The sequence below is a fragment of the Amycolatopsis sp. NPDC051372 genome, from assembly GCF_040682095.1.
Lineage (GTDB): Bacteria > Actinomycetota > Actinomycetes > Mycobacteriales > Pseudonocardiaceae > Amycolatopsis.
Window position 1 is genome coordinate 18,025 of record NZ_JBFBAF010000041.1, and the last position, 13,379, is coordinate 31,403.

At 70.9% G+C, this 13,379-nt stretch carries 15 protein-coding genes; 8 read left to right on the forward strand and 7 right to left on the reverse strand.

Features of this window, described 5'->3' with window-relative positions:
* Positions 1–40 precede the first annotated feature (40 nt).
* Positions 41–1,153, forward strand: coding sequence for a PLP-dependent transferase (locus AB0M56_RS42815; protein ID WP_364187099.1), 1,113 nt, complete (start codon positions 41–43; stop codon positions 1,151–1,153).
* Positions 1,154–1,156: 3 nt separating this feature from the next.
* On the opposite strand, the gene AB0M56_RS42820 is transcribed toward AB0M56_RS42815, so the two are convergent.
* Complete coding sequence (locus tag AB0M56_RS42820; protein ID WP_220243781.1) at positions 1,157–1,360, reverse strand: zinc ribbon domain-containing protein; 204 nt, start codon at positions 1,358–1,360, stop codon at positions 1,157–1,159.
* A gap of 44 nt (positions 1,361–1,404) precedes the next feature.
* Here AB0M56_RS42820 and AB0M56_RS42825 point away from each other — a divergent pair, with 44 nt between their 5' ends.
* Together AB0M56_RS42825 and AB0M56_RS42830 are read left to right on the forward strand one after the other, a co-directional pair.
* Entirely contained in the window at positions 1,405–2,526 is a 1,122-nt protein-coding gene (locus tag AB0M56_RS42825; protein ID WP_364187101.1) for a nucleotide pyrophosphatase/phosphodiesterase family protein, read from the forward strand.
* 593 nt (positions 2,527–3,119) lie between these two features.
* Positions 3,120–3,425 (forward strand): hypothetical protein, encoded by a 306-nt coding sequence (locus tag AB0M56_RS42830; RefSeq protein WP_364187104.1) that lies wholly within the window; start codon positions 3,120–3,122, stop codon positions 3,423–3,425.
* Between the two features lie 214 nt (positions 3,426–3,639).
* Here AB0M56_RS42830 and AB0M56_RS42835 read toward each other — a convergent pair whose 3' ends face one another.
* Positions 3,640–4,191, reverse strand: coding sequence for a GNAT family N-acetyltransferase (locus AB0M56_RS42835; RefSeq protein ID WP_364187106.1), 552 nt, complete (start codon positions 4,189–4,191; stop codon positions 3,640–3,642).
* Here AB0M56_RS42835 and AB0M56_RS42840 point away from each other — a divergent pair.
* Positions 4,190–4,918, forward strand: a complete 729-nt coding sequence (locus AB0M56_RS42840) for an alpha/beta hydrolase (RefSeq protein ID WP_364187109.1) — start codon at positions 4,190–4,192, stop codon at positions 4,916–4,918. The genes AB0M56_RS42835 and AB0M56_RS42840 overlap by 2 nt on opposite strands.
* On the opposite strand, the gene AB0M56_RS42845 is transcribed toward AB0M56_RS42840, so the two are convergent.
* Positions 4,915–5,742: a phosphotransferase gene (locus AB0M56_RS42845; RefSeq protein WP_364187112.1), complete on the reverse strand. Its 828-nt coding sequence runs from the start codon at positions 5,740–5,742 to the stop codon at positions 4,915–4,917. The genes AB0M56_RS42840 and AB0M56_RS42845 overlap by 4 nt on opposite strands.
* Positions 5,743–5,878: 136 nt before the next feature.
* Between AB0M56_RS42845 and ctaD the strand changes: the two genes are divergently transcribed.
* Positions 5,879–7,651 carry a cytochrome c oxidase subunit I gene (ctaD, locus tag AB0M56_RS42850; RefSeq protein ID WP_360594725.1) on the forward strand — a complete coding sequence of 591 codons (1,773 nt, stop codon included), beginning with the start codon at positions 5,879–5,881 and terminating at the stop codon, positions 7,649–7,651.
* Positions 7,652–7,726: 75 nt separating this feature from the next.
* Here the strand turns inward: ctaD and AB0M56_RS42855 are convergent, their stop codons facing one another.
* Together AB0M56_RS42855 and AB0M56_RS42860 are read right to left on the reverse strand one after the other, a co-directional pair.
* Positions 7,727–7,873 (reverse strand): hypothetical protein, encoded by a 147-nt coding sequence (locus AB0M56_RS42855; RefSeq protein WP_364187114.1) that lies wholly within the window; start codon positions 7,871–7,873, stop codon positions 7,727–7,729.
* A 50-nt stretch (positions 7,874–7,923) separates the two neighbouring features.
* Complete coding sequence (locus AB0M56_RS42860) at positions 7,924–8,100, reverse strand: hypothetical protein (RefSeq protein WP_364187117.1); 177 nt, start codon at positions 8,098–8,100, stop codon at positions 7,924–7,926.
* 291 nt (positions 8,101–8,391) lie between these two features.
* Here AB0M56_RS42860 and serB point away from each other — a divergent pair, with 291 nt between their 5' ends.
* From serB to AB0M56_RS42875, 3 genes are all read left to right on the forward strand, one after another.
* The gene (serB, locus tag AB0M56_RS42865) at positions 8,392–9,621 is read left to right on the forward strand and encodes a phosphoserine phosphatase SerB (RefSeq protein WP_364187120.1); all 1,230 of its coding nucleotides are present in this window, start codon (positions 8,392–8,394) and stop codon (positions 9,619–9,621) included.
* Positions 9,618–10,382 (forward strand): peptidyl-tRNA hydrolase, encoded by a 765-nt coding sequence (locus tag AB0M56_RS42870; RefSeq protein WP_364187123.1) that lies wholly within the window; start codon positions 9,618–9,620, stop codon positions 10,380–10,382. The genes serB and AB0M56_RS42870 overlap by 4 nt, the downstream gene beginning before the upstream one ends.
* Before the next feature lie 78 nt (positions 10,383–10,460).
* Positions 10,461–10,865, forward strand: a complete 405-nt coding sequence (locus AB0M56_RS42875) for an OsmC family protein (protein ID WP_364187126.1) — start codon at positions 10,461–10,463, stop codon at positions 10,863–10,865.
* Between the two features lie 57 nt (positions 10,866–10,922).
* Here AB0M56_RS42875 and AB0M56_RS42880 read toward each other — a convergent pair whose 3' ends face one another.
* Both AB0M56_RS42880 and AB0M56_RS42885 read right to left on the reverse strand, forming a co-directional pair.
* On the reverse strand, positions 10,923–11,255 hold the full coding sequence (locus tag AB0M56_RS42880) for a hypothetical protein (protein ID WP_354885329.1): 333 nt from the start codon (positions 11,253–11,255) through the stop codon (positions 10,923–10,925).
* Positions 11,256–11,313: 58 nt separating this feature from the next.
* Positions 11,314–13,365 (reverse strand): ATP-dependent DNA helicase, encoded by a 2,052-nt coding sequence (locus AB0M56_RS42885; RefSeq protein ID WP_364187129.1) that lies wholly within the window; start codon positions 13,363–13,365, stop codon positions 11,314–11,316.
* Positions 13,366–13,379: the final 14 nt, after the last annotated feature.

Sequence of the window (13,379 nt, forward strand, 5' to 3'; positions counted from 1 at the left end):
CTGTTGCGGCAAAACCGCACGATGGCCGACGCTCAACGCCATGACGAACGCGCTGCGCACCCGAGCCGTCCACGCCGGCCGCGACGACCTGACCGACCTGGGACTGCACGCCGTACCCCTGGATTTTTCGACGACGTACCCGTCTCGCGACAGCGCGGCCGAGGCACTGCGGATCGACGAGTTCTCGACCGGCGGCGAGGTCTCCGGCATCTACGGCCGCGTCAGCAACCCGACCGTCGAGCGGTTCGAGCGCGCGCTGGCCGAGCTGGAGGGGTTCGACCACGCGGTGGCGTTCGCGAGCGGGATGGCGGCGGTGTCCGCGTGCCTGCTTTCCGCCGCGTCGCAAGGAAAGCGGCACGTCGTCGGTGTCCGGCCGCTGTACGGGTCGACCGATCACCTGTTGACGTCCGGGCTGCTCGGCACCGAGGTCACGTGGGCGGTGCCCGGTGAGGTGGCCGCGGCGCTCAGGCCGGACACCGGCCTGGTCTTCGTCGAGACACCCGCCAACCCGACGCTCACCGAGCTCGACGTCAAAGCCCTGGTCGACGCGTGCGGCGACGTGCCCGTGCTCGTCGACAACACCTTCGCCACGCCCGTCCTGCAACGCCCCGGCCGCCACGGCGCGCGCCTCGTGCTCCACAGCGCCACGAAGTTCCTCGGTGGCCACGGTGACGTGATGGGTGGCGTCGTCGCGTGTGACGCGGAGGAGGCCGCGCGGCTGCGGGGAATCCGCTTCGCCACGGGCGCCGTGCTGCACCCGCTGGCCGGATACCTGTTGCTGCGCGGGCTTTCCACGCTCCCGCTGCGTGTGACAGCGGCCAGCGAGACCGCCGCCGTGCTCACCGAACGCCTTGCGCAGCACGAAGCGGTGACCGCCGTGCACTACCCGAAGCTCGGCGGCCCGCTCGTCGCGTTCGAGGTGGCGGGTGATCCGCACGCGCTGATCGGCGCCGTCCGGCTGATCACGCCGGCGGTGAGCCTCGGCAGCGTCGACACGCTCATCCAGCACCCGGCGTCGCTCACACACCGGGTCGTCGCCGAGAGCGACCGCGAGGAGGCGGGCATCACCCACGGGCTGATCCGGCTCTCGGCCGGGCTCGAGGACGTCGAGGACCTCTGGCTCGACCTCGACCAGGCGCTGAAGGCCTGCTGAATCTCAGCCGCCGCAGCACCCGCCGCCGCAGCAGCCGCCCGACGGCGCGGGGCTCGCGGCGGAGCCGGTGAGCGCGACGGTGGTCAGCAGCTTCACGGTGTCGGTGTGCCCCTCGGGACACGGCGCCGGCGCGCCGGACTCGCTCATCGGCCGTTGCAGCTCGAAGGTGTCGGTGCAGTCGCGGCAGCGGTAGGCGTAAGTGGGCATGCGTCGATTATCGCTGCCGCGCAGGCGGGTGGGAAGCTGTCTTCGTGGACGTTCCCCAGATCACGGACCTCCCGCACCTCGGCCAGGTCGTCCCCGCGGTGCTGGGCGCGCTCGGCGTGCCGGGCGAGGCGGGTTCGCTGGCGCTGCCGGAGGCTCGCAGCGCGTGCGTGCTGCTCATCGACGGCCTCGGCTGGCAGCTCCTCGCCGAGCACGCGGCCGACGCGCCGGTGCTCACGGAGCTCGCGAAGAGCCCGCTGCGCGTCGGCTTCCCGTCGACCACGGCGGCCGGCGTCGCCGCGATCGGCACCGGCCTGGCGTCGGGGGAGCACGGGATGGTCGGGTACACGTTCGAGGTGCCGGGCACGGGCGTGCTCAACGCCCTGCGCTGGCGCTCCCACGAAGACGGCAGCGACCTGCGCGGCGCCCTCCCGCCCCGCTCGGTCCAGCCCCTTCCGACGACTTTCGAACGCGCCGCCGCGGCGGGCCTCGACGCCGCCGTCGTGTCGTCCGCCCAGTTCTCCGACACGGCCCTGACCCGCGCCACCCAAAGCGGCGCGCGCTACGCCGGCGTCCACGCCCTGGGCGACCTCGCGGCGCGGACGCTGGAGGTGCTCGCGGCACCGTCGTTCTGCTACGCCTACCACAGCGAACTCGACCTGCTCGGCCACCTCTACGGTCCCGGCTCCACCGCCTGGCGCATGCAGCTTCGGCACGTCGACCGCCTCGTCGAGTCCATTGTGGACGGCCTCCCCGGGGGTGCGCTGCTGGCCGTCGTCGCCGACCACGGCATGGTGACCGTGGACGACAAACTCGACCTCGAGGACACCCCGGAGCTGCTGGACGGCGTCCGCGCCTTCGGCGGCGAGGTCCGCGCCCGCCACGTCTACACCGAACCCGGTGCGGCCGCCGATGTCCTCGCGGCCTGGCAATCCGTCCTCGGCCCGCGTGCCTGGGTCCTGCCCCGCGACGAGGCCATCGCGCAAGGCTGGTTCGGCACCGTGAGCGACCGCGTGCGCCCCCGCATCGGCGACGTCGTCGCCGCGGCCCAGGGCACGTTCGGCATGGTCCGCGGCCTGGCCGAAGCGGTCGAGACGTCCCTGATCGGCCAGCACGGCTCGCTGACGGAGGCGGAGCAGCTGGTGCCGCTGACCCTCGCGCAGGGCTGACGCCGTTCATGGCGTTGGCACTCGGGCAGGGCGGTCAGTCGGTACAGGCGGCCCGCGCACGGCTGAGCCGACCCGGTCTGGGTTTGTCGCCGGGGCGGCAATCCTGAGCCTGCTGGGCTGGCCAACTTGGCCTGAGCCTCGAAGGTCGCGTTCGGAAGCCCGGCGAGGTGGGTCGGTTTCCAGCGCCGTTTGGCGGCCTGGCATGGCCCAGCTCGCAATCCCTTGTCGCCGGCGCGGCAATCCTGAGCCTGCTGGGCTGGCCAACTTGGCGTGAGCCCTGAAGGTCGCGTTCGGGAAACCCGGGGACGTGGAACGGTTTCCGCTTCACTTGCCGGCCTTACATGCCCAGCCGGCAACCGCTTGTCGCGTGGAGCGAACCAGCCTCGGTCGGTGGGGGCTGCGTTCGGCGAGGGCTGCCCGGCCGGCACCGCGCCAGGGCGGCGAGATCGACCGGGTCTGGCACGCGGCAGATCCGGGTGACCAGATCCAGCGGTGTGGATTGCATCAGGCCACCGCTCGGCCGCGGTCAGGCCGGAGCGGCAAGGTGGACCACGCTCGGCGGCCCACCGATCCAGCCGGTTAACGTGTTTCCCGTGCCCCGACACAATCGCCCCGGCCGAGACCGGCATGGTCGTGCCGAGCAGCCCGACCTTGGCGCGGCCAGCGGCTGGGCACACGCCGAGTCCGGCCCCGACGGCGAGTGGCTGGTGCGTACCGTGCCCGGCTCGCACGCGACCAAGACGTACCGCTGCCCCGGCTGCGACCACGAGATCCGGCCCGGCACGCCCCACGTCGTCGTGTGGCCCGCCGACGAAACCGGTTCCGTCGCCGACCGCCGCCATTGGCATCGCACCTGCTGGGACGCCCGGGCCCGGCGGCGCCCGAACCGGCGCTGGTAGCCCGAAACCGCAACGGGCGACTGCCGGGGAACGGGCGCTGGTGGCCCGAGACCGCAACGGGCGACTGCCGCGGAACCGGCGCTGGTGGCCCGAGACCGCAACGGGCGACTGCCGGAGAACTGACGCTGGTCGCCCGAAACCGCAGCGGGTGCCCACCGGGAACCAGTGCCGGAACGCTCGAAAGACCCCGACGCACTCCGAAGCTCGCCGAACCTCACCGGCGGAAATGTCGCGAAACCGCCCCCTCGTACACCTCCTCCTCGAATCGCGTGAACCCCAGCCGCTCCACCACCCGCAGCGATGGCGCGTTCGTCGCGTTCACGCTGATCAGCACCGGAATCGCCGGCAGCTCCCGCTCAGCCCATTCCAGAGCAGCCCCAGCCGCCTCCACGGCGTACCCGCGCCCCCACGCCGAGGGCGCGAAGCGGTACGCCAGGTTCAGCACCCGCTCGCTCCGGAACAGCCGCAGCCGCACCCCCGTCAGGCCCAGCACCTCGGCCCCGCCCTGCTCCCGGACGGCGCAGTAGCCGAACCCGTGCTCGGCCCAATGGGCGAGCCACGAGTCGAACAGCAGGTCGCCGGCCGGGGTGTCCGCTGGGTCCGGGTTGAAGCGGTGCGTCGCCGGGTCGGTCTGGATGGCGACGACGGCGGCGCGGTCCTCCTCGGTGAACGGCCGCAGCACCAGCCGTGAAGTCTCGATCTCCCTGGGCATCTCCCTCAGCACACCCCGCACGCTAGCCGCGGGGTCCGACAGAATCGCCGTCATGACCGAACTGCCGCTCCTCCTGCTGCACGCCTTCCCCCTCGACGCCCGCATGTGGGACCCCGTCCGCGCGCCCCTGGCCGCGCGCCTGCGGCTGATCACGCCGGACCAGCGCGGCCTGGGCCGCAGCCCGTTGCCGGAGACCGACCGTGAGCCGAGCCTCGACGACGCCGCGCGCGACGTCCTCGCGCTGCTCGACCGGCTGGAACTCGACGAAGTGGTGCTCGGCGGCTGTTCGATGGGCGGTTACCTCGCGCTCGCGGTGCTGAAAGCAGCCCCCGAACGCGTCGCGGGGCTCGTGCTCATCGACACCAAAGCCACGGCTGACACGCCCGAAGCGGCCGAGAACCGCCTCAAGGTCGCCGAACGCGCCGAGGCCGAGGGCGTCCAGGGCTGGCTTGCCGACGCGAACCTGCCGAACCTCCTGCACAACCAGGAGCCCGCCGAACGCGTGCGCGAGCTCATCGACGCGCAGCCGCCCGCCGGGGTCGCGTGGGCGGCACGAGCGATGCGCAACCGGCCCGATTCGCTGGACGTGCTGCGCAAGTCCGACGTGCCCGCGCTCGTCATCGTCGGCGAGGAGGACAAGCTCACCCCCGTTCAGGAAGCCGGCAAGATGGTCGACGCCCTCGACGAGGCCACGCTCGTCGTCCTGCCCGGTGCTGGGCACCTCACACCCCTCGAAGACCCCGCGGGCGTCGCCGAAGCGATCCTCGGCTGGTTCGCCTAGAAGTAGTCCGCCAGCGCCGCCCGCGCTTCGCCGAGCCGCGCGGGCCAGCGCAGCGCGAGCAAATACCGCCACACCACCACGAACAGCTCGCGCAACCGCAGACACGCCTCGACCGAAGCCGCATCCACCTCGTCCGGATAGGCCGCCAGGAACGACCGTCCGCCCTGTTTCGCCAGGATCGCGAGGTCCCAAGCGAGCGGTCCGCGCCAGGTGTCCTCGAAATCCAGCCAGCACGGCCCTTCCGCGGTCGCGATGACGTTGCCCGGGTGCGCATCGCCGTGCAGGGCCTGGATCCGGTCCGCCGGCAGCGCGGCCGCGAGCCGCAACGCCTCGGCGCGCAGGGAATCCGCGGCACCGTCCATCGTGGCGCCGTGCCGGTCGAGCGCGCTCAGTAGTTCGTCGACGGGCCCGCGCACGGGAAGTTCACCCGGATAGGCACTCAGTGCCGCGTGGACGGTCGCGAGTGAACTCGCGACTTCGCCCGGGCTGTGCCGATGGTCCGGATCGTGCGGTGTCCAGTGCCAGAGCGTCACCGGCAGCCCGTCGGCGAAATGGGGCCCGGCCGGGGGATCCGTGGTGGGTGAGACGACGAGCACACCACTCTGCGTGAGGTGGCGGGAAACGGCTACGTCGCGCTCGAGCCAGGCCGTCGCGTCGGGCCGCAGCAGGCGCGTCGTCCCGGGCACCCGCGCGACGACGGAACCCAGTCTCACCAGCACGTTCGAGCGTTCGTGCAGGACCTCGGCCGACCCCGTCGCGAGGCCGAGGCGGCGGGCCACCGAGAGGGCCGCGTGGAGCGCGGAAGCCGTGTACGGGTCGGCCATGCGGTGATCTAACCAGCCGGTGCGAGCGACGGTGGGTAGCGAGGGCTACCATCCCTCTAGCCGTCGGATCGGGCTCGTCCCGACCCTCGGCGACCCGGACGATGACCACCACAAGGTTTCAGTGTTGGAGGCAGGAGTGACGGCCGTAGCCCCCAAGCCGATCGCAACGCGCCCATACCCCGCGCGCGAGACGGTTAAGGGTTCGTACCTGCTGCGGTTGTTCCGCACGACGGACCACAAGCAGATCGGCATCATGTACCTGGTCACCTCGTTCGCCTTCTTCATGGCGGGCGGAGCGATGGCCATGCTGATCCGCACGGAGCTGGCCCGCCCGGGCCAGCAGTTCCTGTCGCAGGAGCAGTACAACCAGCTCTTCACCATGCACGGCACGGTGATGCTGCTGCTGTACGCGACCCCGATCCTCTTCGGGTTCGCCAACTTCGTGCTGCCGCTGCAGATCGGTTCGCCCGACGTCGCGTTCCCGCGGCTCAACGCGTTCTCGTACTGGCTCTACCTCTTCGGTGGGCTGATCGTCCTTTCCGGATTCCTGACGCCGGGTGGCGCCGCCGACTTCGGCTGGTTCGCCTACACGCCGCTGTCGGACGCGATCCACTCGCCGGGCGTCGGCGCCGACCTCTGGATCTCCGGCCTGATCGTCTCCGGTCTGGGCACGATCCTCGGTGCGGTCAACATGGTCACCACCGTGGTCTGTCTGCGCGCGCCGGGCATGACGATGTACCGGATGCCCATCTTCACCTGGAACATCCTGGTCACGAGCATCCTGATCCTGCTCGCGTTCCCGATCCTGACCGCGGCCCTGTTCGGCCTGCTGGCAGACCGGCACCTAGGGGCGCACGTGTTCGACCCGGCCAACGGCGGGGTGATCCTCTGGCAACACCTGTTCTGGTTCTTCGGTCACCCAGAGGTGTACATCGTCGCCCTACCGTTCTTCGGGATCGTGTCAGAGATCTTCCCGGTCTTCAGCCGCAAGCCGGTGTTCGGTTACAAGGGCCTGGTCTTCGCGACGCTGGCGATCGCGGCCCTGTCCGTGGCGGTGTGGGCGCACCACATGTACGCCACCGGTGCCGTGCTGCTGCCGTTCTTCTCCTTCATGACCTTCCTGATCGCGGTCCCGACCGGTGTCAAGTTCTTCAACTGGATCGGCACGATGTGGAAGGGACAGCTGTCCTTCGAGACGCCGATGATCTTTTCGATGGGCTTCATCGTCACGTTCCTCTTCGGCGGTCTGACCGGCATCCTGCTGGCCGCGCCGGCCATCGACTTCCACGTGTCGGACAGCTACTTCGTGGTGGCGCACTTCCACTACGTGCTCTACGGCACGATCGTGTTCGCGACCTTCGCCGGGATCTACTTCTGGTTCCCGAAGATCACGGGCCGGATGATGGACGAGAAGCTGGGCAAGTGGCACTTCTGGACCACGTTCATCGGCTTCCACGGCACGTTCCTGGTCCAGCACTGGCTCGGCGCCGAAGGCATGCCCCGCCGCTACGCCGACTACCTGGCCAGCGACGGATTCACCACGCTGAACACGATCTCCACGATCGGCGCGTACATCCTCGGTGCGTCCACGCTGCCGTTCATCTGGAACGTGTTCAAGAGCTACCGCTACGGCGAGATCGTCACGGTCGACGACCCGTGGGGCTACGGCAACTCCCTCGAATGGGCCACGTCCTGCCCGCCGCCGCGGCACAACTTCACCGAGCTGCCCCGGATCCGGTCCGAGCGTCCGGCGTTCGAGCTGCACTACCCGCACATGGTGGAGCGCATGCACGCCGAAGGTGAGATCGGCTTCTTCGGCAAGCCGCGCCACCAGGCCGCGCCGTCGCAGAAGCTGGTCGACGCGACGATGCCGGGTGACCACAGCAACGACAACTCGGGCGAGCAGTAAGGCCCGGCTGAACGACCAGGGCGCGTGCCCGGCTTCCGTGTGAAGCCGGGCACGCGCCTTTTTGTTGGTCTTGAGCTATTCGTGAGCCTCAGCCCATGCCGCCCGGGCCTGGTCGCGCAGCTCGGCTGGGAGCTCCTCGGCCACCGCCGCCAGCTCCAGCAGGTCGCGGACATGGCGAGCGTCGAAGCCCGGCATGTTCGCCATGCGGATCAACCACGGCACGGCCGGCGCCATCCAGTACGGCCGGCGGCGCCGGCACGCGGAGGCCACGGTCAGTTCGACCAGCTGCTGAGGACTGGAAACTCCGTGCCCGCCCAGAAGCGCGTGAAGGCGTCGAGGGACGCCTCGAGGCTTCTCTCGAGGAACGGCCACATCGGCACGTAGCCGGACTCCTCCAGGGTGAATCTGCCTTCGTCCTCCATGCCGACACCGAGCGTTCTGTCCGGCATCACACCCAGCCGTGCGCCACAACACCTGTCCAGGACTGGTTTCCATGCCGTCTCAGCCGGCCTGGGATCGCTACACTTTTCGGACTCTACGCTGGGGATTCAACACAATTTCGCGCTCCGGTATCGGCGAGGGGGGCGGGTTGGCGGCGTTGGCGGAGTGCGCCCCCGCTCCCGGTCGCGTCCCTCGTTCGTGCCCGGCTTGTGTGAAGCCGGGCACGCAGCCTTTTTGCGCCCGGCCTTCCGCGCCAGACTGGGCGTGCTCGCACAGCGCCGAACGAGGGATAAAGCCCAGTGACCCAGACGCCCGTCCTGATCACCACGACCGGTCCCGACAAGCCCGGTGTCTCCTCCGTGTTGTTCGCCGTGCTCACCCGCCACGACGTCGATGTGCTCGACGTCGAGCAGGTCGTGATCCGCGGACAGCTCGTGCTGGGGGTTCTCGCCGGCGTCTACCGCGACCCGGAGGGCCTGCAGGAGTCCGTGGAGCAGGCGATGGCGACTGTGGGCATGCAGGTGGAGGTGAAGATCGGCGACGCGATCGGCGCCGACCCGTTCGCCCTCGGCAAGCAGGACTCGTCCCACGTGCTGGTGATGCTGGGCCGGCCGGTGACGGCGCGGTCGTTCTCCGAGGTCGCGGCCCGGCTGGCCGCGCTCGGCGCGAACATCGACTCGATCCGCAGCGTCGCCGACTACCCGGTGACCGGGCTGGAGCTCTACGTCTCGGTCCGCGAGGACACCGACGCCGCCGACGCCGAGCTGCGGTCGGTGCTGGCCGACGCCGCCTCGACCGCTGCTGTCGACGTCGCGGTGGAGCGCGCGGGCATCAGCCGGCGCGCGAAGCGGCTGGTGGTGTTCGACGTCGACTCCACGCTGGTGCAGGGCGAGGTCATCGAGATGCTCGGCGCCCACGCCGGCGTCGAGCCGCAGGTGCGCGAGATCACCGAGGCCGCGATGCGCGGCGAGCTGAACTTCACCGAGTCCCTCGAACAGCGCGTCTCGCTGCTGGCCGGGCTGCCCGCGACGGTGCTTGACGAGGTCGCGGCCTCGATCGAGCTCACGCCGGGCGCACGCACGACCGTGCGCACGCTCAAGCGCATGGGCTTCCGCTGCGGCGTGGTCTCGGGTGGGTTCACGCAGGTCATCGACCACCTCGTGGACGAACTCGGCCTCGACTTCGCGGCGGCCAACGAGCTGGAGATCGTCGACGGCAAGCTCACCGGCCGCGTCGTCGGCGAGGTCGTGGACCGCGCGGGCAAGGCGAAGGCGCTTCGCCGCTTCGCCGACGAGTACGGCATCCCGCTGGGCCAGTGCGTCGCCGTCGGCGACGGGGCCAACGACATCGACATGCTCGCGGCCGCGGGCATGGGCGTGGCGTTCAACGCGAAGCCCGCGCTGCGCGAGGTCGCCGACACCGCGCTTTCGCACCCCTACCTGGACGCGGTGCTGTTCGTCCTGGGCGTCACGCGCGCCGAGGTCGAGGCGGCCGACGCCGCCGACGGGCTGGAGCTGGTCAGGCCGTGAACCACGTGCTGGAGCCGCTGGGCAGCCGCTACGCCTACTGGCTGGGGCTGCCCGCCCAGGACACGTCCGACACCTCGGACGAGGACCCGGCCCAGGTGCGCGCGATGCCGGTCATCCTGCGCATCGAACGCGCCGAGCCGCCCGGCCGCACGCCCCTGCTGGAGGCGGCGGCCTCCGCGGCGCTGGCCGTGTGCCTCGACGAACGCTCCAGGCCCGGCGGCGAATGGGCCGAGCCAATGCACGCGTGGCTGGACAACCGCATCCGCAAGGTCGCGCGGCGGGCCCGGGGCACGCACTGGCAGGCCGTGCTGGACCTGCCGGGCATCACCGTCGAGGTCGACGGCGCCGAGGTACGGGCGCTCGTGCCCGGACTGGTCAGCGAGACGCCGAAGGAGGTGTCGCGCCTGCAGATCTCCGGTAGCGAGCTGCCGCCCGACACCCCGGGTCCGGCACCCGAGGGCGTGCCGCTGCTGCTGCTCAACCCGGAGGTGCCGATGACCGTCGGCAAGGCCTCCGCGCAGGTCGGGCACGCGACGATGATTCTGGCCTCCCTGCTGTCGGAAGCCGAGCTGGCGGCATGGGCGGCGCAGGACTACCGCGTGGCCGTGCGGGCGGCGTCGCCCGCACGGTGGAAGGAACTGTGCCCCGTGGACGACCCCGAGGCCGGCTGGCGCGAGGACCGCGTGATCGCCGTCCGGGACGCGGGGTTCACCGAGGTCGATCCCGGCACGATCACGGTGCTGGCGCAGTACCCGGCGTGAGTGCGGTGCGTCTCCACGCGGAACACCGGTGTGCCGCTTGCGGTTTTGATCAGTAGACGATGTCGTGAGGAGCGGGCGATGACCCTGGAAGTGCAGCGCGAAGGCGAGCACCAGTTCGTGGGACGCAACGAGCGCGGCGCGGAGGTGCGGATCGGGCGCAAGGGCGCGGAAGGCTCGTTCTCGCCGGCCGAGCTGCTGCAGATCGCGACCGCGGGCTGCTCCGCCGTGACCGCGGAGAACCTGATCACGCGCCGCATCGGCGAGGACTCGAAGTTCAGCGTCGGCGTCACGGCTGATCGCCGCGAAGGTGCTTCGGAGCTCGACGGCGTGCACGTGACCTTCGACGTCGACGTGTCTTCCCTCGACGCGGATCAGCGCGAAGCCCTCGCGACCGCGGTGGACCGCGCGATCGACCGCCTGTGCACCGTGAGCCGGACGCTCAAGAAGGCCATTCCCGTCACGGAGTCCTTCCCGACCGCCTGACGCAGCGAGAGCCGAGGCCCCATGCGAGGGCCTCGGCTCTGCTCTGTGCGGGAAAGGTCAGCTCTGCCAGACCACGTACGCCTGGTCGGCGTCCGTGGTCATGGCCTCGATGAACTTCTCGTTGTCGAAGCCGGGCAGCGACTGGAGGCGCTCGATGAGGGCGTCGGCCGCAGGGTCTCCACTGGGGACGGCCGTGCCCTTGCCGTCGTTGCCGACGAGCATGAAGAACACGTCCTCGTTCCACGGGCCGTCCGGGATCACTCTGACCATCACGGACGAGAGCTCCGCCCACTGGACGGCCTCTTCGCTGCCATCGGCGAGACGGCGCCGCACCCCGGTGTCGTCGACACTGACGGTCCGGGATCGTGCGCTGGACGAATCCTGGGTCAACCGGTGCTCCCTGTCGTGTTCGTTCTCTTCACCGTACCCGCCCGGGTTGTGCGCGCCGTCACGCGGGCGCCGCCGCGTCGAGCCGCTTGAGCGCGTCGCGTGCGACCTGGGGATCCGTGGTGGGCCAGAAGGGTGGCAGCGACGCGCGCACGAAACCGCCGTACCGCGCGGTTGCCAGGCGCGAGTCCAGCACCGCGACCACGCCACGGTCGGTCATCGAGCGGTGCAGCCGGCCCGTGCCCTGCGCGAGCAGCAGCGCCGCGTGCGTGGCCGCGACCGTGAGGAACCCGTTGCCACCACGGGCTTCCACGGCCCGCTGGCGTGCCGACAGCACCGGGTCGTCGGGGCGCGGGAACGGGATCCGGTCCACCACCACCAGCTGCAGCGACGGCCCCGGCACGTCGACGCCCTGCCACAGCGTGAGCGTGCCGAACAAGCACGTGCGCGGCTCGTCGGTGAACTGGCGCACCAGCGTGGGCATCGAGTCGTCGCCCTGGCACAGGATCGGGTAGTCGAGCCGCTCGCGCATCGCCTCCGCCGCCTGCTTGGCCGCACGCATCGACGAGAACAACCCGAGTGTGCGCCCGCCCGCGGCCTCGACCAATCCGGCGAGTTCGTCCATTGTGGACTCCGCCAGCCCGTCGCGGCCCGGCGGCGGCAGGTGCTTGGCGAGGTAGAGGATCCCGTTGCGCCGGTGGTCGAAGGGCGACCCGACGTCGAGGCCCGTCCACTTCGGTCCCTTGTCCTCGTCGGCCGGCGCTTCCTTGTCCGTGGCCGCACCGGGTGCCTTCGTGACACGCGCGCCGCCCGGCGGCAGGCCCCACTGCCGCGCCATGGTGTCGAACTCGCCGCCCAGGGTCAGCGTCGCCGAGGTGAGCACGGTGGTGTTGAGGTTGAACACGCGCTCGCGCAGCAGCCCCGCGACGCCCAGCGGTGCCACCTTCAACGCCGGCGGCCTCGGGTTCGCCGAGTAGCGGTCGCCCGTGAGCCACACGACGTCGCGCTGGTGGGCCAGATCCTCGTCGTACGCGTCGAGCAGGCGCGCGGCCGTGTCGTGCACCTCTTCGAGCAGCGAGCGCGCCAGCTTGCGCGCGGTGGCCCCGTCGACGTCTTCCTTGCGGTCGGAACCCAGCGCCGTCAGGCAGCCCTTCGCCGCGTCGCGCACCGCGGGAATCGCGCCGGTCAGCGCCTGCGGCAGCGAATCCAGCCGCCCGGCCGGGAGATCGTCGAGGATCAACGCGAGGCCGTCGCTGGCTTCCAGCAGGCGGTCGGCGACGTCGGCGTCGATCAGCCGCCCGCAGCGGCGCGCGGCGGCGGACACCATGGCACTGGTCAGCTCGCCTGTGGCGACGGACGTGACGCGGTCGACCAGGTCGTGGGCCTCGTCGATGATCACGAGGTCGTGGTCGGGCAGCACCTGGTAGCCCTGCAGCGCGTCGATGGCCAGCAGCGCGTGGTTGGTCACGACCACATCCGCGCGCCCGGCCTCGGCCCGCGCGCGCTCGGCGAAGCAGTCGGTGCCGATCGGGCAGCGCGCCGCGCCGAGACATTCCCTGGCGGTGACGGAAACCTGGCGCCACGCCTGGTCGGAGACACCCGGCACGAGCTCGTCGCGGTCACCGGTCTCGGTGTCGGAAGACCACTCGTGCAGCCGCGTGACCTCCTTGCCCAGCCGGGAAACGGCGAACGGGTCGAACAGCTGCGCGTCTTCGGGCTCGTCGGGCGCGCCCGTGTCGAGCCGGTGCAGGCACAGGTAGTTGCGGCGGCCCTTGAGGATCGCGAAGGTCGGTTCGCGCCCCAGCGGCTTCTTCAGCGCCTTCGCCAGGCGCGGCAGGTCGCGGTCGACCAATTGACGTTGCAGCGCGATCGTGGCCGTGGAGACCACGACGGTGGCTTCCTTCTCCACCGCGTGGCGGATCGCGGGCACCAGGTACGCCAGCGACTTCCCGGTTCCCGTACCCGCCTGCACGGCGAGGTGTTCACCGGTGCGGATGGCGTGGCCGACGGCGTCGGCCATCTTCACCTGGCCCGGCCGCTCGGCTCCGCCCACGGACTCCACAGCGTGGGTGAGGAGTTCGAGGACGCCGGGAAAATCAGTTCGAGCGGGCACAGCGATACACGATA

What these genes read in the sequence shown, in the direction of transcription:
- AB0M56_RS42860 (WP_364187117.1), bottom strand. Translation starts at nt 8,100, where the DNA reads ATGCCGGACAGAACGCTCGGTGTCGGCATGGAGGACGAAGGCAGATTC.
- AB0M56_RS42820 (WP_220243781.1), bottom strand. Translation starts at nt 1,360, where the DNA reads ATGCCCACTTACGCCTACCGCTGCCGCGACTGCACCGACACCTTCGAG.
- AB0M56_RS42845 (WP_364187112.1), bottom strand. Translation starts at nt 5,742, where the DNA reads ATGGCCGACCCGTACACGGCTTCCGCGCTCCACGCGGCCCTCTCGGTG.
- AB0M56_RS42840 (WP_364187109.1), top strand. Translation starts at nt 4,190, where the DNA reads ATGACCGAACTGCCGCTCCTCCTGCTGCACGCCTTCCCCCTCGACGCC.
- AB0M56_RS42815 (WP_364187099.1), top strand. Translation starts at nt 41, where the DNA reads ATGACGAACGCGCTGCGCACCCGAGCCGTCCACGCCGGCCGCGACGAC.
- AB0M56_RS42875 (WP_364187126.1), top strand. Translation starts at nt 10,461, where the DNA reads ATGACCCTGGAAGTGCAGCGCGAAGGCGAGCACCAGTTCGTGGGACGC.
- AB0M56_RS42835 (WP_364187106.1), bottom strand. Translation starts at nt 4,191, where the DNA reads ATGACGGCGATTCTGTCGGACCCCGCGGCTAGCGTGCGGGGTGTGCTG.